Annotated in this window: 15 protein-coding genes; 5 read left to right on the forward strand and 10 right to left on the reverse strand. The window is 70.5% G+C overall.

Annotated elements, in window-relative coordinates:
• Position 1: 1 nt before the first annotated feature.
• Positions 2-922 carry an SMP-30/gluconolactonase/LRE family protein gene (locus WMF46_RS43970; RefSeq protein ID WP_437982682.1) on the forward strand — a complete coding sequence of 307 codons (921 nt, stop codon included), beginning with the start codon at positions 2-4 and terminating at the stop codon, positions 920-922.
• On the opposite strand, the gene WMF46_RS43975 is transcribed toward WMF46_RS43970, so the two are convergent.
• The 7 genes from WMF46_RS43975 to WMF46_RS44005 form a co-directional block, all read right to left on the reverse strand.
• Complete coding sequence (locus WMF46_RS43975; protein WP_437546952.1) at positions 923-1,891, reverse strand: ABC transporter permease; 969 nt, start codon at positions 1,889-1,891, stop codon at positions 923-925.
• A 5-nt stretch (positions 1,892-1,896) separates the two neighbouring features.
• Positions 1,897-2,952, reverse strand: a complete 1,056-nt coding sequence (locus WMF46_RS43980) for an ABC transporter permease (protein ID WP_437982683.1) — start codon at positions 2,950-2,952, stop codon at positions 1,897-1,899.
• Complete coding sequence (locus WMF46_RS43985; protein WP_437982684.1) at positions 2,949-4,517, reverse strand: sugar ABC transporter ATP-binding protein; 1,569 nt, start codon at positions 4,515-4,517, stop codon at positions 2,949-2,951. Before WMF46_RS43985 ends, WMF46_RS43980 begins: the two co-directional genes overlap by 4 nt.
• A 42-nt stretch (positions 4,518-4,559) precedes the next feature.
• Positions 4,560-5,807 (reverse strand): sugar ABC transporter substrate-binding protein, encoded by a 1,248-nt coding sequence (locus WMF46_RS43990; protein ID WP_437982685.1) that lies wholly within the window; start codon positions 5,805-5,807, stop codon positions 4,560-4,562.
• A 441-nt stretch (positions 5,808-6,248) separates the two neighbouring features.
• Positions 6,249-8,198 carry a YjhG/YagF family D-xylonate dehydratase gene (locus WMF46_RS43995; protein WP_437982686.1) on the reverse strand — a complete coding sequence of 650 codons (1,950 nt, stop codon included), beginning with the start codon at positions 8,196-8,198 and terminating at the stop codon, positions 6,249-6,251.
• Positions 8,195-9,700, reverse strand: coding sequence for an aldehyde dehydrogenase (NADP(+)) (locus WMF46_RS44000; RefSeq protein WP_437982687.1), 1,506 nt, complete (start codon positions 9,698-9,700; stop codon positions 8,195-8,197). The genes WMF46_RS43995 and WMF46_RS44000 overlap by 4 nt, the downstream gene beginning before the upstream one ends.
• 11 nt (positions 9,701-9,711) lie before the next feature.
• The gene (locus WMF46_RS44005) at positions 9,712-10,578 is read right to left on the reverse strand and encodes a fumarylacetoacetate hydrolase family protein (RefSeq protein ID WP_437982688.1); all 867 of its coding nucleotides are present in this window, start codon (positions 10,576-10,578) and stop codon (positions 9,712-9,714) included.
• Between the two features lie 328 nt (positions 10,579-10,906).
• Here WMF46_RS44005 and WMF46_RS44010 point away from each other — a divergent pair, with 328 nt between their 5' ends.
• Positions 10,907-11,581 (forward strand): phosphatase domain-containing protein, encoded by a 675-nt coding sequence (locus WMF46_RS44010; RefSeq protein ID WP_437982689.1) that lies wholly within the window; start codon positions 10,907-10,909, stop codon positions 11,579-11,581.
• Between the two features lie 223 nt (positions 11,582-11,804).
• Positions 11,805-11,975: a 50S ribosomal protein L33 gene (gene rpmG / locus WMF46_RS44015; protein ID WP_012240854.1), complete on the forward strand. Its 171-nt coding sequence runs from the start codon at positions 11,805-11,807 to the stop codon at positions 11,973-11,975.
• Positions 11,976-12,072: 97 nt separating this feature from the next.
• Here the strand turns inward: rpmG and zigA are convergent, their stop codons facing one another.
• Together zigA and WMF46_RS44025 are read right to left on the reverse strand one after the other, a co-directional pair.
• Positions 12,073-13,317 carry a zinc metallochaperone GTPase ZigA gene (gene zigA / locus WMF46_RS44020; protein WP_437982690.1) on the reverse strand — a complete coding sequence of 415 codons (1,245 nt, stop codon included), beginning with the start codon at positions 13,315-13,317 and terminating at the stop codon, positions 12,073-12,075.
• Positions 13,318-13,602: 285 nt separating this feature from the next.
• Entirely contained in the window at positions 13,603-14,235 is a 633-nt protein-coding gene (locus WMF46_RS44025) for a TetR/AcrR family transcriptional regulator (RefSeq protein WP_437982691.1), read from the reverse strand.
• 326 nt (positions 14,236-14,561) lie between these two features.
• On the opposite strand from WMF46_RS44025, the gene WMF46_RS44030 reads away from it, so the two are divergent.
• Positions 14,562-15,650: an efflux RND transporter periplasmic adaptor subunit gene (locus WMF46_RS44030; RefSeq protein WP_437982692.1), complete on the forward strand. Its 1,089-nt coding sequence runs from the start codon at positions 14,562-14,564 to the stop codon at positions 15,648-15,650.
• 7 nt (positions 15,651-15,657) lie between these two features.
• Positions 15,658-18,825: an efflux RND transporter permease subunit gene (locus WMF46_RS44035; protein WP_437982693.1), complete on the forward strand. Its 3,168-nt coding sequence runs from the start codon at positions 15,658-15,660 to the stop codon at positions 18,823-18,825.
• Positions 18,826-18,928: 103 nt separating this feature from the next.
• Here the strand turns inward: WMF46_RS44035 and WMF46_RS44040 are convergent, their stop codons facing one another.
• The gene (locus tag WMF46_RS44040; RefSeq protein WP_437982694.1) at positions 18,929-20,098 is read right to left on the reverse strand and encodes a hypothetical protein; all 1,170 of its coding nucleotides are present in this window, start codon (positions 20,096-20,098) and stop codon (positions 18,929-18,931) included.
• Positions 20,099-20,200: the final 102 nt, after the last annotated feature.

Below are 20,200 nucleotides of genomic sequence, written 5' to 3' on the forward strand. Positions count from 1 at the left end.
GATGGTCATCGAACTGACCCCGAGCTTCGAGGTGATCGACGCGCGCTTCCGCAAGCTCGCGTTCCCGCACGTGCACGTCGAGGAGCTGTACACGGGCTGCCGCTGGGCGGAGGGGCCGGCGTGGTTCCCGGCGGGGCGCTACCTCGTCTGGTCGGACATCCCGAACGACCGCGTGATGCGCTGGGACGAGACCGACGGCTCGGTCTCGGTGTTCCGCCAGCCCGCGATGAACGCCAACGGCCACACGGTCGACCTGCAGGGCCGCCTCGTGTCCTGCGAGCACCGCGGCCGCTGCGTCTCGCGCACCGAGCACGACGGCTCGCGCACGGTGCTCGCGTCGCACTTCGAGGGCAAGCGGCTGAACTCGCCGAACGACGTGATCGTGAAGTCCGACGGCAGCGTCTGGTTCAGCGACCCGAGCTACGGCATCGACAGCGACTACGAAGGCGACGCGTCGCCGAGCGAGCAGGGCGCGCAGCGCGTCTACCGCCTCGACCCGGCCTCCGGTGCGCTGACGGTCGTCGCGGACGACTTCGTGCAGCCCAACGGCCTCGCCTTCTCGCCGGACGAGTCGCTGCTGTACATCGCCGACACCGGCGCGACCCACGTGAAGGACGGCCCGCACCACGTGCGCAAGTTCCGCGTCGACGCGAAGGGCACGCTGACCGGCGGCGAGGTGTTCGCGACCTGCCCCGTCGGCGTATACGACGGCTTCCGCGTCGACGTGCACGGCAACCTGTGGCTGTCGGCCGGCGACGGCGTGCACTGCCACGCGAGCGACGGCGCGCTCCTAGGAAAGGTGCTGATCCCGGAGGCGGTGTCCAACGTCTGCTTCGGCGGCGCCAAGCGCAACCGCCTGTTCATCTGCGGCACGACCTCGCTGTACGCGGTCTACCTGAACACCCGCGGCGCCGGGCGCTAGTCAGCGTCCCTCCTGATGCTGTCGGCCGTAGACCAGCAGCATGGCGATGATCACGGCGCCGTAGATGATCTGGCGGCCGGCCTCGGGCATCTGCAGCACGCTGAGCATGCTCTGGAGCAGCACGATCAGGATGGTGCCGAGGACGGTGCCGAGGTACGTCCCGCGCCCGCCCATGATGTTGGTCCCGCCGATCACCACCGCGGCGATGGCCGGCATGAGGTAATCGTTCCCCATGGCCTGGTAGGCCTTGTGCGAGAAACCGGCCAGCAGCATCCCGGTCATGGCGGAGCACACACCGCACATCACGAACGCGCCGATCAGCACCAGGTGGGTTCTGACGCCCGAGAGGTAGACGGCCTGCTCTTGGTTGCCCACGGCATAGATGTAGCGGCCGAGCGCGGTCCTCTTCAGCACGAAGGTGGCGACGCCGCCGACCAGGATCCAGACGAACAGCGAGTTCGGGATGGAGAGCGTCTTGCCCACGGCCAGGACCTCCATCCACGCCGGTGCCTCGCTGCGCGGAGCGAAGCCGCCCGTGTAGAGCACCATCAGCCCCTGAAGCACGGTGTTCGTGCCCAGCGTGAAGATCATCGAGGGCACGCGCAGGTAGGCGACGCCGAGACCGTTCAAGAGACCCGCGGCGGCGCCGACGGCCAGGCCGCAGGGCAACGCGGCCCAGCCGCCCATCCCCGCGGCCAGCATGGCGCTCGAGGTGAGCACCCACGGCAGCGAGAGATCGATGTGACCGAGCAGGATCACGATCATCATGCCCGTGGCGGCCACGCCCAGGAAGGCCGCGATCTGCAGCTGTTGCAGGATGTAGTACGGGCTCAGGAAGCTCAGCGTGCCCTGGGTGACCAGCGTGCCGATCGAGCCGCACACGAGCACGACGCCGATCGACAGCAGCGCGTACCAGGTCGGCTTGTCGATCTCGCCGAGTCGGCTCTTGAGGGAGAGGGGCTGTTGCATCGAGCTCACCTGAAGACGTGCAGCCGGTTCTTGACGCGGATGACCCAGAGCGCGCCGAGGCAGACGGCCGCGAGCAGGATGAGACCCTCGAACAACGGCTGGTAGAGCGGGTTGGCGAGGAGGCCGAGCGCCGAGCCCTCGTCGAAGACGCGGAAGTTGAAGGCGACGGAGCGGAGCACCAGCGCGCCGAAGAGCGATCCGATGGCGCCGCCGATCCCCCCGTACAGCGAGGTGCCCCCGATCACGACGCTGGCGATGGAGTTCAGCGTGTAGGAGCCGGCTTGTGGGATGTCGGCGTTGCCCGACGTCGTTTGCAGCGCGAGGTAGAGGCCGCCGACGCTGGCGAAGAACCCCGACAGCGTGTACGCGGCCAGCTTGACGCGCTTGATGCGGACGCCCGACATGTACGCCGCCTCCTGCGACGAGCCGACGGCGTAAGCGCCGAGGCCGTAGCGGGTGCGGCGGTAGTAGGTCCAGAGCAGCGCGAGCAGCGCCATCCAGATCGCGGGCGACGGGATCTGGCCGACGAAGCCCAGCGCGCCGTCGAGGGGGGCGGCGCCCGCGACCTGCAGCATCTCGTTGAGATCGAAGGTGGCCGCGAACGCCAGATCACCGTCGACCTGGCCGCCGGGCGTCGGTCTCAGGAACAGCGCGACGCCGAGGAAGATCGTGCCCGAGGCCAGCGTGGCGATGATCGGTTGCAGGCGGCCATAGACGACGAGGCAGCCGTTGAGCAGGCCCGCCGCCATGCCCACGGCCAGGCACAGCAGGATGCCCAGGAACATCGTGAGCGCGCTGCCCGCAAGGACGTGCGAGGCCACGCAGTTGACGAGCGTGATCACCGCGCCCACCGACAGATCCAGGCCGCCGGTCAGCACGGGGATCGTCTGGGCCATGGCCGCCGCCACCAGCACGAACGACTCGTTGGCGTTCTGCCCGACCAGCGGCGCGCTGAAGCCCTTGGGATGCGACAGCGAGTAGAGCCCGTAGAACAAGATGCACAGACCGACGGCCACGAGCAGGCCCTGGTTCTGGCGCAGGCGGAGCTTCCAGTCCTTCATCGTGCCTCCGATGGCGCGCGTTCGTCTCCGCGCTTCGCGGGCTCAGGCCCGCCGCGCAGACCGAGGGCCAGGTCCAGGATGTTCTTTTCGGTGATGTCGGGCCCCACGAGCTCGCCCTGCACGCGGTTCCGGTAAAGGATGAGCACGCGATCACAGCAGCCGATCAGCTCGTCGTAGTCCGTGCTGTAGAAGAGGATGGACGTGCCGGCGTCCGCCAGCTCGCGGAGCAGCTGGTAGATCTCCTGCTTCGTGCCGACGTCGATGCCGCGGGTGGGATCGTTGAGCATCAGCAGCCGCGGCTCCGTCATGAGCCACTTGGCCAGCACGACCTTCTGCTGGTTGCCCCCGGACAGCGACGACACCGGGTGGTCGGGCGAGCCGATCTTGATCTGGATGCGGCGCACCATCTCGTCGACGCGCGCGGCCTCGCGCCGGCGGTCGAGCACCACGCCGCTCGTGAACCTGTCGAGCGACGCCAGCGACAGGTTCGTGGCGATGGACATCGGCAACATCAGGCCTTCGGTCTTCCTGTCCTCGGGCACGAGGGCGATGCCGTGCGCGCGGTCCTTGGCCTGGCGCGGGCTCGTCAGCTTGACCGGCTTGCCGTCGATCTTGATCTCGCCGCGCACATCCCTGAGCACGCCGAACAAGCCGAGCAAGAGCTCGCGCTGGCCCTGGCCGTCGAGCCCGCCGATGCCGAGGATCTCGCCCTTGCCGAGCTTGAACGACACATCCTCGAGCTGCCGCTCCCAGCTCAGGCCGCTCACCTCGAGCAGCGTCGCCGGGAAGCTTCGGGCCGCCGGCTTCTGCGGGAAGACGTGGCCCATGTCACGGCCGATCATGAGCTCCACGATCTGGTCGTCGCTGCGCTGGCCCTTCGCGAAGGTCTCGATGTGCCGACCGTTGCGGAAGACCGACATCACGTCCGCGAGCTCCTTGATCTCGTGCATGCGGTGCGAGATGTAGAGCATGCCGACGCCTTGAGCCTTGAGCTCGGCCAGGAGCTCGTAGACCTTCTTGACGTCGGTGTTGGTCAGCGCGGAGGTGGCCTCGTCCAGGATCAGCAGCCGCGGGTCCTTGCCGAGCGCCTTCGCGATCTCGACCATCTGGCGGCGCGAGAGCGGCAGGTCGCTCACCCAGGCGTTCGGGTTCACGCCCTCGCAGCCGACGCGCGCCAGGAGCTCCTCCGCCCTGCGGACCTGCGCCTTGCGATCGAAGAGCCCCAGGCGGCTCGTCGGCATGGTGATGCCGATGTTCTCGGCCACGGTCAGCGTCGGCATCAGGGACAGCTCCTGAAAGACGCAGACGATGCCGGCGGCGTTCGCCTCGATCGGGTGGTCGAACCGGACCGGCTTGCCCTGGAGCAAGAGCTCCCCGGCGCTCGGCTTGACCACGCCGCCGATGATCTTGATGAGGGTGCTCTTGCCCGCGCCGTTCTCGCCGAGGATGGCGTGCACCTTCCCCGGCTCGCAGGCGAAGTCGACGCCGCTCAGGGCGGTGACCCCGCCATAGTGCTTGGAGACGGCCCGGAGCTCGAGAAGCGGAGGGCTCACCGGTTCGATCATGATGCTGGGGCGCTACTTCACGTCTACACGTCTAGTTGACGTCTACTTCACGTCGGATTCCGACTCGTTCATGATCTTCACGCCCGAGATGTTGACCCCGCAGGGCGGGAACTCGTTGGGCGTGAAGAAGTTGTCGGAGAGCTGGGAGAAGAAGCTCTCGCCGTCCTTCAGCGTCGTGTGATCGGCGGCGGGGATCGGCACGGAGATCATCTGCGGCATCACCTTGCCTTGCAGGCCCTCGAGCGCCGCCTTCATCGCGATGGCCGCGAGCCCCGGCGACTGGCCGAGCGACAGCCCCTTCATGCCCTTTTCGTGGTGCTTCGCGATCAGCTTGCGCACGCCGTTCTCGGCCTCCGTGGCGACCGGGATCGGCTTGTGTCCGGCGTCGAGCAGCGCGCGGACGGCGCCCGTCGAGCCGCCCTGCGCGAAGAGCGCGTCGAACTGGCGGTGCACGGCCAGCGCGTCGGCCACCGCCTTCTGCGCCTTGCCGTCGTCCCAGCTGCCCACCACCTCGACGATGGTGTAGCTCTTCCCCGGCGCTTCCATGACCTGGCGGAAGCCGAGGTGGCGGTCGCGATCGACGGAGTTGCCCTGCAGGCCGCGGACCTCGAGCACCTTGCCCTTCCCGCCGAGCTGCTTGTCGAGGAACTCGCCCCACTGGCGCCCCATCGCCAGCTGGTCCTCGTTGACCTGCATCACCTTGTCCGTGTCGAGCACGTTGTCGAACGGAACCAGGATGACGTCCTTCTTGTCAGCGAGCCGGATCACGCGATCGAAGCCGTCGGGGCTGACGGCGAGCGTGACGATGCCGTCGAAGCCCTGGTTGATGAAGTCCTCGATCGCGCCGAGCTGGGCCGCGACGTCGGTGCCTGTCGACACCACCTTGAACTCCTTGATCAGCGGCGCGATGGCCGGATCCTTGGCGAAGGCCTTGGCCGTCTTGACCATCTGGATGCGCCAGGCGTTCCCGACGTAGCCGTTGACGAGCGCGAGGCGGAACGGCGGCTTTCGCGCCGTCCACTGCAGATACTTGGTGTCCTGCTTCCACGGCGCGAAGCACTCGGGGTTATAGCCGGGCCCCGGCACGACCTTGGGCCCTTGCCCGCTCGGCGTCTGCGCGGCCGCGGCCGCGGCGCTCGGCGCCTGCGCGGCCGCGGCGCTGGCGGAGCCCCCTGCGGCCGGAGCGCTGTCGGGCTTGTCTTTGCAAGCAGACAGACCAGAGAGACCCCAGAGCCCGAGCGCACAGCTCAACACCGCCGCTGCGCGCCGCGCCGATCCACGTGACTTCAACTGGCCAATCGACATCGTGCCGCTACCTTTCGAGCAAAGAGACGTGGTCGGATGGAGACCTCTGCGGCCCATCCCACGTCGTCACGTTCTCGCCCTCACGAAAGACGAGGGCAATGTCTGCGTGCCGCCGTATCGCTCACGGCAAAAACACTGGGGTACAACGATTCGCATCTGGCGAGCGACGGTGTCGCGCGTCATCCCCGGGACACCACGCGGGTTTCGCGGGCGCCCTCACAATTCAATGACGTGATCGTCGACGCTCGTGGGGCCCACCACGAGAGATCTTCTGGTTTCGGGGCTTAGGAAATCCAAACGCGATCCGGAAGTCAAGCTTCTCGTTGTGATCGTTCACATCGTACAGCCACGCTGCACGCGCTGGCTGAATGATGGAACCTCACGTGATCCGCCTTTCCTCTGGAAAAATAACGCTACATCAAAAGCTCATGTGCCAGAGGAGCTCCGCTCCGCGGCGACGGCGCGACCGAGGAGCCCGATGATGCGCTCCGCATCATAGACGCAACCACCCCAGCTGCCGCCGCTGGCATCCTGAAGCGCAGCCCACAACCGCGTATCCGGGTTCACTCGGCCGTCCGGTTGAAGGGCTGGATTGGGCGAACGGGCGGCGAGACCGCCGTCCTCCACGCCCACGACGTCCACCGTCCCCTCCAGCCTGCGCGTGTCGATCCGCAGCCTGACGCGATCGCCGTCGCGCACGCGGCCGATCGGTCCACCCGCCCACGCCTCCGGGCTGACGTGGCCGATGCACGCCCCGGTGGAGACGCCGGAGAAACGACCGTCCGTGACCAGGGCGATACGGTGCCCGTCCTTCACGTGCTTGAGGGCAGAGGTGATCTGGTACGTCTCCGGCATCCCGATACCGGGACCGATGCCGATCAGCACCATCACGTCACCCGGTTGCACGGCGCCCGTCTTGATCGCCTCGATCGCCGCGTCCTCGCTGCCGAACACGCGCGCGGGCCCTTCGTGAAGATAAACGCCGTCCGGTCCGATCACCTGGGGAGCGATCGCGGTGCTCTTCACGAGCGCTCCCTCGGGCGTGAGGTTGCCGCGCAGGAAGGTCACCGTGCTGGTGAGGCCGCGCTCGCGTGCCTTTCCGGCGGACATGATCACGTCGTCCGGGTCGATGCCGTCCAGCTGCCGTAGCTTGTCGCGCAGGCGCCGGCGCCGTTCGCTGCGCTCCCACCACTCGAGGTTCTCGCCCAGGGTCAGGCCGCTGACGGTGCGCGCCCCGAGCCGCAGCAGGCCGAGCTCGCGCAGGTGGAGCATGACCTCCGGGACGCCTCCCGCGAGGAAGACCTGAACCGTGGCGTGGTGTTTCGGCCCGTTGGGCAGCACGTCCACGAGCCGCGGAACGAGGGCGTTGACGCGCGCCCAGTCGTCCACCGTGGGGCGCCGGAGCCCGGCCGCGTGGGCGATCGCCGGCACATGGAGCACCAGGTTGGTCGACCCGCCGACGGCGGCATGCAGCACCATGGCGTTGTGGACCGAGTCGTCGGTGACGATGTCCCGCGTTGTCACGCCGCGTCGCTCGAGGGCCATGAGCGCGTGCGCGGAGCGGCGGGCGAGGTCGCGCCAGATCTCGGCGCCCGACGGGCTGAGCGCGCCGTGCGGGAGGGCGAGGCCGAGCGCCTCCGCCACCACCTGGCTCGTCGCGGCCGTGCCCATGAACTGGCAGCCGCCGCCGGGGGAACCGCAGGCGCGGCAGCCCATCTCGGCGGCGTAATCGAGGCTCACCTCCCCGCGCGCATAACGCGCCGCGAGCGTCTGGACCTTGGCGGTGTCCTCGGCCTCCTCCGCGAGGAGCGTGACGCCTCCCGGCACGAGCACCGTGGGGAGGTCGGGGGTGCCGGCGAGCGCCATCAACATGGCCGGCAGGCCCTTGTCGCAGGTGGCGACGCCGAGCACGCCTCGGCGGGTGGGCAGCGAGCGTATCAGCCGTCGAAAGACGATGGCGGCGTCGTTGCGGTAAGCGAGGCTGTCGAGCATGCCGACGGTGCCATTGGTCCGCCCGTCGCACGGATCGCTGACATAGCCGGCGAACGGGATGGCCCCGCCGGCCGTGAAGGTGCGGGCTGCCTCCTCCATGAGCAGCCCCACCTCCCAGTGCCCCGTGTGGTACCCGAGCGCGATCGGCGTGCCGTCGGGCGCGCGGATCCCCCCCTGCGTGCTGAGCACGAGGAACTGCTTCCCGTTCAGGCGCGCAGGATCCCACCCCATCCCGGCATTCTGGGTCCAGCCGAACAGCTCGCCGCTCGACATGGCGCGCAGCTGCTCGGCCCCGAGCGGGAGGCGCCCCGACGGTCCGGGCGCGGTCGTGCGCAGGGTGTAGATCGCCTCGCTGCCGGACTCGAATACCGGGTCGTGGCTCATGTGCGGGGGGCGATGGGGTCGCGGGTGGCCCGGCCGTCGACGAGGCGCGATATTCCGAGCGGATTCTCGTCGCGCAGCTCCGCCGGGAGCAGCGCGGGTGGACACGACTGGTAGCAAACGGGGCGCGCGAAGCGGAGGATGGCCGCGGTGCCAACCGACGTGAAGCGCACGTCGCTGCTCGCTGGATACGGTCCACCGTGGTGCATGGCGGGCGACACCTCCACGCCGGTGGGGTAGCCGTCGAAGACGAGGCGGCCCGCGACCCGGCCGAGGACATCGACGAGGTCCTGGGCGGCGGCGAGGTCGTCGGCGGTCCCGTGAAGCGTGGCGGTGAGCTGGCCGTCGAGCGCGCCGAGGAGCTGGAGCAGCTCGCCCCGGCTCGAAGCGGTGACGAGCAGCGTGTACGGCCCGAAGATCTCGTGCGCGAGGTGCGGCTCCCGCGCGAAGTCGGCGGCGGAGACGCGAGCGACGCGCGCGCCGGCGTCGGTCAGCCACTCCACGCCTCTCAGCTCCCGCACGGAGCGGTCGAACGACGCCTGGATACCGGCGTGCAGCATCACACCGGGCGTGACGGCGCGGGCCCGGTCGGCGACCGACCGCGCGAACGCATCCCACTCGGGGGAGGCCAGCCCCAGGACGAGGCCGGGCTTGGTGCAGAACTGGCCGACGCCGAGCGTGCACGAGTTGATGAGCCCCTCGGCGATCGCGTCGCGGCGCTCGCGCAGCGCCCCGGGCAGCACGACAAGCGGGTTGATGCTGCTCATCTCGGCGAAGACGGGGATGGGCCGCGGGCGGGCCGCGGCGGCATCACAGAGGGCGCGGCCCGCGCGGGTGGACCCGGTGAAGCCCACCGCCTGGATGGCCTCGTGGCGTACCAGCGCGAGCGAGACCTCGGGCGAGGCGCCGTGCACCATGCCGAACACGCCCGCGGGCAGGCTCGCCTTCTGCACGGCGGAGCGCAGGGCCGAGGCCGCGAGCTCGGAGGTACCCGGGTGCGCCGGGTGGGCCTTGACCACGACCGGGTTGCCCGCGGCGATGGCAGAGGCGGTGTCGCCGCCGGCGACAGAGAACGCGAGGGGGAAATTGCTCGCGCCGAAGACGGCGACCGGACCGAGCGGCCGCAGCATGCGGCGCACATCGGGGCGCGGGAGCGGCTTGCGGTCCGGCAGCGCGGGATCGATCCGGGCATCGACCCAGGAGCCCTCGCGCGCGACGGCGGCGAAGAGGCGCAGCTGGCCGGTGGTGCGGGCGCGTTCACCTTCGAGGCGGGCGACGGGCAGCCCGGTCTCCCGGTGCGCGGTCTGGATCAGGGGGTCGCCGAGCGCCATGAGCTCGTCGGCGGCGGTCTCCAGGAGCCGGGCGCGCAGCTCCGGCGCGAGGCCGGCGAAGGCCGGCGCCGCAGCCGCGGCGGCGCGGGCGGCGGCGTCGATCTCGACGGCGGTGGCGTCACGGTAGGCGCCGAGTTTTTCCCCGGTCGCGGCGTTGTAGGCGAGAAATTCCATGGGGCGCCTCGTCAACCTCGAGATACCGGGTTCGTCAGCGTGCCGACGCCGTGGATCGTGATCTCCACGAGGTCGTCGGGCTCCAGGGTGAACGAGTCCGGCGGGACGATGCCGGTCCCGGTCATGAGGATGACGCCCGCGGGGAAGCTCAGCTCGCGCGTGAGGTAGGCGACGAGCTCCTCGGGCGAGCGCCGCATGCTCGCGGTCGAGGTCTTCCCCGTGAACACCGCCTCGCCCCGGCGCCGGATCGCGAGATCGATGGAGAGCGCGCGCAGGTTCAGCCCGGGCTCGTCCGCGAGCACGATGGCGGGGCCGAGCGCGCAGCAGCCGTCGTAGACCTTCGCCTGCGGCAGGTAGAGGGGGTTGTCGCCCTCGATGGAGCGCGACGAGACGTCGTTGCCGGCCGTGTAACCGACGATGTGGCCCGCCGCGGAAACCACGAGCGAGAGCTCCGGCTCGGGCACGTTCCAGCTCGAGTCGCGGCGGATGCGCACCGGCGCGCCCGGGCCGACGACCAGGCGGGGCGTCGCCTTGAAGAACAGCTCGGGGCGCTCGGCCTCGTACACGAGGTCGTAGAAGTCGCCGCCGCCGGCGCTCTCCTCTTTGCGCGCGGCGCGCGAGCGCTCGTAGGTGACGCCCGCCGCCCAGACCTCCTGCCCGTCGATCGGGGCGAGCAGCGGGACGTCGGGCGGGAGGGGGTGGGCCGCGGCGCGCGCGCGCGCGTCGCGCACCGCGCCGAGGGGATCCGGCAAGGCGAGCCACGAGGCGACGGACGCGAACGCCTCCGGGGACGCCGCCGTGAGGTCGTGGCGCGCGCCACGCTCGTCCTCGAGCCCGAGCCGAGGACCACCACCGCTCGCAAACCGAAACAGCTTCATGTTCGCACCTCCCTGCAGGGCCGCCCTGTCCATCGCGATGCCAGGAGCGCGCCGCCCTGCGCGTCCACCCACGCACTCTCGATGCAATCCTGGAATCGCGTCAACACTTCTCTCGTCGCTGCCTCGGCGGGAACGCCCCGGGGCACCGCGGGTGCCGTGTTGAAGGCCATCCCGCAGTCGCGCAGCGTCGACCGCATGATTCACCATTCGCCCGCTCTGTAAAGCCACTATCCGCTCCATGATGCGCCGCGTGGCGCAGCGCGTCCTAGCGACGGTGATGCGGCAGGCTCGCGCCGGCTGAGCCCGGGCCGTACGATCGGGCCGCTCGATGCGCTACGGCTCCTTGTTCATCGCGCTGAGCGCGTCGCTCCTGTGGCTCGCCGTCGTGGCCGGCGGCGCCGGGCTCGCCCTGCTCTGGCCGGCGCTGAGCTTCGCCCTCGTCGGCGCTGCCTACCTGGCGCGCCAGCCCGCCCTGCTAGGAAAGCGGGTCGACGGCACGCTGGCGTGGTGGGCCTGCCCGCTGTTCGCGCCGTACTTCTTGCTCACGTGGTCGATATGGCACGGCGAGCGCCTGCTCGGGCGTGAGGACTGCGCGAACGAGGTCGTGCCGGGGCTCTGGGTCGGTCGGCGCCCGTGCGGCCAGGAGCTACCGGAGGGCGTGCGGATGATCGTGGACCTCACGGCGGAGTTTCCCGCCGCCGCCGCGATGCGCCGCCATCCAGGTTACCTGTGCGTGCCGGTGCTCGACGGCACAGCTCCCGAAGCGGGCGCGCTGCGTGAGCTCATCCATCGACTGCACGGCAAGGAAGCGATCTACCTGCATTGCGCGTCCGGCCATGGTCGCTCGGCGACGATCGCGGCAGCCCTGCTGTTGAACCGGGGGCTCGCCGCGAACGTGAGCGAGGCGGAGGCCCAGCTCCGGCTCCGGCGGCCGGGGATCCGGCTGAACGCCGCGCAGCGGCGATCTCTGGACGGAATGCTGGCTCGACGTGAGGGCGGGTAACCCTGTTCGCAGGGTCGCCTCGCTCGGGGGAGCCCGGTGCACGCGAAGCGCTGCCGCGACGAAGACTCATGGAACGAGATGCCACGAGTCTTCGTCGTTGATGCAATCTGTTTGCATCAGCGGTGAGGCCGAAGTAATGGTGTTGCATCCAGCAGGTCAGGCGATCCGCCGCCGCTGCCGCGGAGCGCGACCTGACGCCGAACGGCGACAAGGAGGGCACCTCATGCGCGATGTCATCAAGCTCGTCTCGTCTGCGGGGACGGGTCACTGCTACTACACGACGAAGAACAAAAGGACGATGACGGAAAAGATGCAGATGAAGAAGTACGATCCGATCGCCCGCAAACATGTGATCTTCACGGAAGGGAAGATCTCGAAGGGAGGAGGCAAGTAATCGCGACTCCAGCGTTCGCGGTCGTGCAGCCAGCGTGGATGCGCTGCGCTGCATGACCGCGCCGCCGAGGCCGCGTCAGCCGGCCTGCAGGAGCGCCTCAGGCCCGCAGCTGCTCCGGCCCGGCCTCGCGCTCCTGTTCATCCGGCTCACTCGCGTCCTCCCACGCCGGGAAGGGATCCTCGAACCGGCTCCAGGTGGAAGGCCCCGCAGCCATCTCGTCCGGCGTGAGCAAGCAGGCGTCGAGCCCGTGCGTGAGCTCCTCTCGGACCATGTCGACGCCGATGAAGACGATCTCCTGTCGCCGGTCGCCCCAGACCGGATGCCACGCGGCGCACGGCCGGTCGTCCTCCGTTCGCTCCTCCTCCGGCAAGGCGGCGTACCAGAGCCCAGCCGCCTCGAACGAAGCGGCGCCGCCCGCCTGCGACCAGGCGCCTGTGATGTCCATGCGCGTCGCCAGCCAGAAGAACCCCTTGGAGCGGAGCACTCCATCCCAGGCGGCCGCCCCGTGGAGGAAGGCCCAGAGCCGCTCCGGGTGCATCGGGCGCTCCGCGGAGTAGACGAAGCTCTCGATCCCGTACTCCTCGGTCTCGGGGACGTGCTCCCCGCGCAGCTCCCGCATCCAGCCGGGCGAGCGCGCCGCCTCCTCGAAATCGAAGCGCCCGGTGCCGAGGATCTCGCGAGGATCGACCCGGCCGCGGCAAGCCCTGACGATCCGGGCGCCGGGGTTCAGATGCAGCAGCATCGCCGTGAGGCGCTCGACCTCGTCATCGCTCACGAGATCCGTCTTGTTGAGGACGAGCACGTTCGCGAACTCGATCTGCTCGACCAGCAGGTCCGCGACCGTGCGCTCGTCGTCGCCGTCCAGCGCGGCCTCGCGCGCGCGCAGGTCGTCGGCGCTCGTCCAGTCGGCGAGGAACCGCTGCGCGTCGACGACGGTGACCAGCGTGTCGAGCCGGGCGACCTCCGAGAGGCTCTTGCCCGTCGCCGGATCGTCGAAGGTGAACGTCTCGGCGACCGGGAGCGGCTCCGAGATGCCCGTCGACTCGATCAGCAGGTAGTCGAAGCGCCCCTCGGCCGCCAGGCGGGCCACCTCGACCAGAAGATCCTCCCGGAGCGTGCAGCAGATGCAGCCGTTCGACATCTCGACGAGCCGCTCCTCCACGCGGCGCAGCGCCGCGCGCCCGCCTCGTACGAGCGCGGCGTCGACGTTGACCTCGCTCATGTCGTTGACGATCACCGCGACGCGCAGCGAATCGCGGCTCGCGAGGACATGGTTCAGCAGCGTGGTCTTGCCGGCGCCCAGGAAGCCGGACAGCACGGTCACAGGAAGCTTTTGCGTCACGTCGAGATCCTCTCTCGCCAGCGCCGGCGCGCTCCAGCGCGGGCGGGTGCGCCTGCCGCACGCGCGGCGTGCGGTGAACGAGGTGCATCCGCGGCCGCGGCACGATCCGCAGGGCCCCGGTCTGGCGTGGGCTCGATGTAATGCAATCAAGATACATTTGCAATTAAATAGCTTCTGTTGCGCGGACCTACGCCGGACACCTCGCGCGCGCCGGCGCGCCACGGACCCGCGCGCCGAGGCCTCGGCGATCGCCGCGCCTGGCGTCGGTCGCCGCGCCCCCGCGGCTCAGGCCCGCTTACGGCTGTCGGGGCGCAGCACGCCCTGGAGGATCACGTCGACGACGTGAGCGAGCTGGGCCTCGTCCACGATCGTGCGATCCGCGAGCATCCGGTGCCGGAGGTAGGCCGCGAGCAGCTCGCACGGCAGCAGCGGATCCGCGCTCGGCGCGAGCTCGCCGCGCGCGACCGCGGCCTCGATGATGGCCCGCAGCCCCGCCTCCTGGACCGCGCGCAGCGAGCGGGCGATGGTCATGAGCTCCGAGTCGAGCCCCTCGGACAGGCACACGTGAAAGAGGCTCTGCCCCACCGGTGACGTCTGGATCTCGATGATCGCGCGCCCGAGCGCGACGAGGTCCCCGCGGAGCGAGCCCGTGTTCGGCGGGATGATCTTCTCGTCCGTGACCGACAGGAGCGCGGCCCGCACGAGATCCTCCTTCGTCGGCCAGCGCCGGTAGACGGTGGTCTTGTTGACCCCCGCGCGCGTGGCCACGTCCTCGATCCGGAGCGCGCGGTACCCCGCGCTGGCGAGCTCCTCCAGCGTGGCGGCGAGGATGCCCCGCACGACAGGCTCGCCGCGCACGAGCGCGCGCGCCTTCGCGGAGCCTCGCTTCGCCGTGCGCTTCGCCGTCGTCGCCTGCATCAACCGCCATTGAAGTTCCGCCGCGCCGCACACGCCAGCCCAATTTCACGGCGTGGCCGGCTATCGCACCCTTTCGTTGCGATCATCGCAACCAGCGGTTGCGGTCGGCTTCGGCCGTGTTATACCCATCGCAACTGTCGGTTGCGATCGCCTGGGCGCCAGCGCGCCCGAGCGGTGGGGCCGGAGGCTGGGCGACGGGGAACGAGAACGAGCGGACGGCGCAGCGCACCGGCGCGTGCGCCGCCGCGCGTGGCGCCGTGCTCCGCCGAGGGCCGTGCTCCGCCCGCATCAGGCCGCTCCGCGACCGACGCTGCCCCGAGGGACCCTTGAGCCACACAACGACGAAAGGCCGCGCCCGAAGCCTCCTCCTGCTCCTCGCGCTCGCCGCCGCAGCGGCGGGCTGCGGGACCAGGGCCAGCGCCTCCACCGCCGCCGAGACGAACGGGCCCAGGGTCCGCGTCGAGACCGCGGAGGTGCGCGAGCAGCCCATGCCGCGCAGCATCGCGCTCACCGGCACGCTGCGCGGGGATCGGGAGACCGATCTCGCCGCCAACGCGGCCGGCCGCGTGGTGGAGACGTTCGTCGAGCGCGGCGCCGAGGTGAAGAAGGGCGAATTGCTCGCGCGCCTCGACGTCCGCGCCGCCGCGCTCTCCGCCGCGGAGGCGCAGGCGAACGCCGCGCTGACCCGCGCCCAGGAAGAGACGGCGAAGCGCGAGTGCGAGCGCTACGGGGCGCTGCTCGAGAGCGGCGCGATCTCCCGGGTCGAGCACGACCGGATCGCCGACCAGTGCCGGAGCGCCCCGCTCTCGGTCGCGGCCGCCTCCGCCCGCGCCCGCGCCGCCGCGCAGGGCGTCGGCGACGGCCAGATCCGCGCGCCGTTCGACGGGGTGGTCGCCGAGCGCTTCGTCGACGTCGGCGAGTACGTCCGCCAGGACTCCCGGGTCGTCGCGCTCGTCTCGAAGGGCGCGCCGCGCCTCCGGTTCACCGTGCCCGAGGCGAGCCTCGCGGCCGTAAAGACAGGCGGCGCGCTGACGTTCACCGTGCCGGCGTACCCGGGGCGGTCGTTCGCGGGCACGGTGCGCTGGGTAGGCGCCGCGGTCCGCGAGACAACGCGCGATCTCGTCGCCGAGGCCGAGGTGCAGGACCCCGACGGCGCGCTGCGGCCGGGCATGTTCGCGTCCGTCGCGCTCGCCACGGCCGATACGCCGAGCCCGGTGGTGCCGAGATCCGCCCTCGTCCCGCGGGACGGGCGCGCGCACCTGTTCGCCGTCGTCGACCACCGGCTCGAGGAGCGCGTCGTGCAGACCGGCGTGGAGAAGGGCGACGCCGTGGCCGTCCTCCGCGGCGTCCGAGCAGGGGAAGCGATCGTCATCAACCCGTCCGAGGCGCTCCAGAACGGCCAAGCCGTGGAGTGAGGTCGTCATGCAGTGGCTCGCTCGCGTCTGCGTCAAGAGGCCCGTCTTCGCGTCGGTCCTCATGCTCGTCATCGTGGTCCTCGGCGTCGCCGGCTACACCCGGCTCGGCCTCGACCAGTTCCCCGACATCGACGTCCCGTACGTCGTCGTCACGACGCGCCTCGACGGCGCCGCGCCCGAGGAGGTCGAGGCCGAGATCTCCGACCGGATCGAGGGCGCGGTGAACACCATCAGCGGCATCGAGGAGCTGCGCTCGACGTCGACCCAGGGCGTGAGCCAGGTCGTGGTCGGCTTCGTGCTGGAGAAGGACGCCGACGTCGCGGCCCAGGAGGTGCGCGACAAGATAAGCGTCGTCCTGCCCAGCCTGCCGAAGGGCATCGATCCGCCGATCGTGAGCAGGATCGACCTTGGCGCGGCCCCGGTGCTGCTCGTCTCCGTGGCGTCGGATCAGCCGATCCGCGAGCTCAGCGAGATCGTCGACAAGCGGGTGCGCCGGCAGATCGAGAGCATCTCCGGCGTCGGCCAGGTCAGCCTGATCGGCGCGCAGAGCCGGCAGATCAACGTCTGGCTCGACCCGATCGCCCTGCGGGCGCAGGGGATCACCGCGGCCGAGGTGCAGCGGGCGATCGCGGCGCAGAACCTGATGACGCCGGGCGGCAGCGTCGAGACCGGCCCCGAGGACCTCACGCTCCGCGTGATGGGGCGCGTCGAGTCGCCCGAGGCCCTCGGCCGCATCGTCCTCCGGGAGCAGGACGGCCACGCCGTGCGCCTCTCGGACGTCGCCCGCGTCGAGGACGGCCGCGCGGAGGAGAAGACGTGGGCCCAGCTCGACGAGCGGCGCACCGTCCTCCTGTCGGTGGTCAAGCAGTCGGGCCAGAACACCGTGGCCGTCGTCGACGCCGTGAAGGCGCGCCTCGACGAGGTGCAGCGCTCGCTGCCCGAGGGGACGAAGATCGAGGTCGTGCGCGACGGCTCGCGCGTGATCCGCACGGGCATCGCCGCCGTGAAGGAGCACCTCGTCCTCGGCGCCCTCCTCGCCGCGGCGGTGGTGCTCCTCTTCCTCGGCAACGCCCGCAGCACGCTCATCGCGGCGCTCGCGATCCCGATCTCGGTCGTCGGCACGTTCGCGGTGATGTGGATCGCCGGGTTCACGCTGAATTTCCTCACGCTGCTCGCGCTGGCGCTCGCCGTGGGCATCGTCATCGACGACGCCATCGTCGTGCTCGAGAACATCGTCCGCTACATCGACGAGAAGGGCATGAAGCCGTTCCCGGCCGCCGTGCTCGCGACGAAGGAGATCGGCCTCGCGGTGCTCGCGACCACGCTGTCGCTCATGGCGGTCTTCATCCCTGTCGCGTTCATGCCCGGGATCGTGGGGCGCTTCCTCAAGAGCTTCGGCCTCACGATGGCGTTCGCGATCGGGGTCTCGCTGATCGTCAGCTTCTCCCTCACGCCGTCGCTCGCCGCGCGGTGGCTCTCGGGGCACGCGCGGCACGGCGCCCCCGCGAAGCCGTCGGTCCTCGAGCGCGCTGTCGACGTCTTCTACCGGCCGATCGAGCGCGCCTACATGGCCGCGCTCTCGTGGGTGATGAAGCGCCGCTGGGTGATCGTCGTCGCCTCGGCGGTCGCGCTCGGCTCGTGCGCGCCCATCGCGAAGACGCTGCCCGCCGGCTTCCTCCCGGAGGACGATCAGGCGCAGTTCGAGATCAACATGCGCGCGCCCGAGGGGACGAGCCTCACCTCGACCCGCCTCATCGCCGAGCGGATCGCCGGCGACGTGCGCCGGCTCCCGGGCGTCACCCGGACGCTCCTGACCGTGGGGGAGGGCGAGCAGCAGGCCGCGAACGTCGCCAAGGTCTACGTGATGCTCGTCGACCCGGAGCAGCGCGCGCTCGGGCAGCTCGCGATCATGCAGCGGGTGCGCGAGGAGATCCTCGCGAAGCTGCCGAACGAGCTGCGCGTCACGGCCGGCGAGGTGCAGGCGGTCTCGTCCGGCGGCCAGTCGTCGGCGAGGATCCAGGTGGCGATCCAGGGGCCGGATCTCGACAGGCTGGGCGAGTACGCGGCGCGCATCACCGAGGAGCTGCGGAAGGTCCCCGGCGCCGTGGACGTCGACAACAGCCTGGTCGTGGGCAAGCCCGAGCTCCGCGCGACCATCGATCGCGATCGCGCCGCGGATCTCGGCGTCCAGGTGGCCGACGTGGCCGGCGCGCTCCAGCTCTTCGTCGGCGGGCTCAAGGTGTCGACGTACTCGGAGGCGGGCGAGCAGTACGACGTCCGCGTGCGCGCGGACGCGAAGCACCGCGCCGACGCCGAGAGCCTCGCGTTCCTCACGGTGCCCTCGTCCAAGCACGGCGCCGTCCCGCTCCACAGCGTGGTCACGATGGAGCCCGACAGCGGCCCCTCGTCGATCGGCCGCCTCGGCCGGCGCCGGCAGATCACGATCAGCGCGAACGCCGCTCCCGGCGTCGGGGACTCGGCGGTGCAGGCGGCGCTCGACAGGATCGTCGCCGAGCAGCGGATGCCGGCGGGCTACTCCGCGCAGCCGGTGGGCAGCTCGAAGAACACGGCGAGCACGGCGGCGAGCTTCGTCGTCGTCATCGGGCTCGCGTTCGTGTTCATGTACCTCATCCTCGCGGCGCAGTTCGAGTCGTGGCTCCACCCGATCACGATCCTGCTCTCGCTGCCGCTCACGGTGCCGTTCGCGCTGCTGTCGCTCAAGCTCTTTGGCCAGTCGCTGAACCTCTTCTCGGGGCTCGGGCTGCTCGTCCTCTTCGGCGTGGTGAAGAAGAACGCGATCCTCCAGATCGATCACACGAACCACCTGCGCGCGGAGGGGATGCCGCGGCTCCAGGCGATCCTGCAGGCGAACAAGGACCGGCTCCGCCCGATCCTCATGACGACGATCGCCTTCGTGGCCGGCATGATCCCGCTCGTGCTCTCGCACGGGGTCGGCTCGGGCCAGAACCGGACGACGGGGGCCATCGTGCTCGGCGGCCAGTCGCTCTCCCTCGTCCTCACGCTGCTCGCGGTGCCGGTGGCGTACTCGCTCTTCGACGACGCGGCCGAGTGGATCCGCCGCCGCCGGCGCAGGGCGGCGGAGGACAAGGGCGAGGCCGAGCTGGACGCGCTGCTCGGCGGGCCGGAAGCGAGCGCGCCGGCGGGGGGAGAGTAATTGAGCAGGGGCGTAGGAGCGTAGGAGCGCAGGGGCGCAGGGGCGCAGGGGGCCGCGCGGCCGAGGCCCTCACGGCCGCGCGCGCGGCGCGTGACTGGCCGCCTCAGAGGATCGGATCGATGCGGTAGACCCGGCTCGTCAGCATGTCGACGAGGTAGATCTTGCCGTCCGGCCCGAAGGTGATCCCCGCGAGCGAGCCCGCGGGCAGGCCCGTGTCCAGGGTGCGGACCACCTGCCCCGCCGTGTCGAAGGCGTAGATCCGGCTGGTCGCGTGATCCGTGACGTAGACGAGGCCCTCGTGGACCTCGAGGCCGCTCGGGGCCTCGAGCGTCCCCGGGGGGACGAACTCGGTGAGCGTGGCGCCGTCCATGTACCTGCGCACCTTGACCGGCTCTTGCCCGTCGAAGCTCGCGCCGGGCACGCCGCTCGTCGGATCCAGCTTGAGCAGCCGCTTGTGGCCCGTGTCGGCGACGTAGAGGCGCTCTTCCTTGGCGCTGTAGAAGATATGGCTCGACGTGGCCTCGACCCCGAGCACCTCCCCGGCGGCATAGCGGTAGATCTCGCCGTCGGCGTGGTCGTCGTGGCCGGGGCCGTGATCGTGCGCGAAGTCGTACCGGTCGAGCGCCTTGTCGTTGCCGTTGAAGACCCAGTAGACGTTGGCCTGCTCGTGCGCGATGCCCTTGCAGAAGGAGCTCGAGTGGAGCATGTCGAGGTGCGACCCGAGGCCGTCGGGCGTCTCCGTGGCGAAGATCGAGAGATCCGAGGAGAAGAGCGACGGGCCCATGAAGTAGTTGCCGCCGTTGTCGTTGTCGCCGCAGACCCCGAACGTGCCTGCGTGGCCGAAGGCGATCGCGGGCGGCTGGTCCATGAAGTGCGCCGCGGCGGGGTCGCGGAGGCGGACCCACGAGCCGTCGGGCGCGCCGGGCTTCGTGATGATGATCACGCTGTCGTCCTTGCGGTTGACGACCCAGAGCTCCTCGGGCCGCTCCGGGTTGAAGGCGAGGTCGGTCGGCTCGCGCTGCCGGTTCGGCTCGAAGACGGACACGAGCGCGACCGAGGACGGACTGCCATCCTTCACGCCGATCGCAGATCCCGGCGGCAGCTCGACGCACGCGCCGAGCGCCTGGTCGCACAGCGGCGTGTCGGGCGTGGCGGCGCACTCCGGCGATGCACTGCAGCGCGGCGTGGACGACAGCGGGGCATCGGCGTCTGCCCCTGAGCAGGCCGGCAGGAGCCCCACGCTGGCCAGGACGAGCACCCTCTGAAGCGTCATTCAAGCCTCCCGGTGAAGAGGAGGACATTCTGACCCGACCGGTCACGCCGGCCATCGCTTTGTGCCGTGGCGCGGTGGCGGAGGGCGGCCCTCGTGGGTAGC

It is taken from the genome of Sorangium sp. So ce117, assembly GCF_051524395.1.
GTDB lineage: Bacteria > Myxococcota_A > Polyangia > Polyangiales > Polyangiaceae > Sorangium > Sorangium cellulosum_B.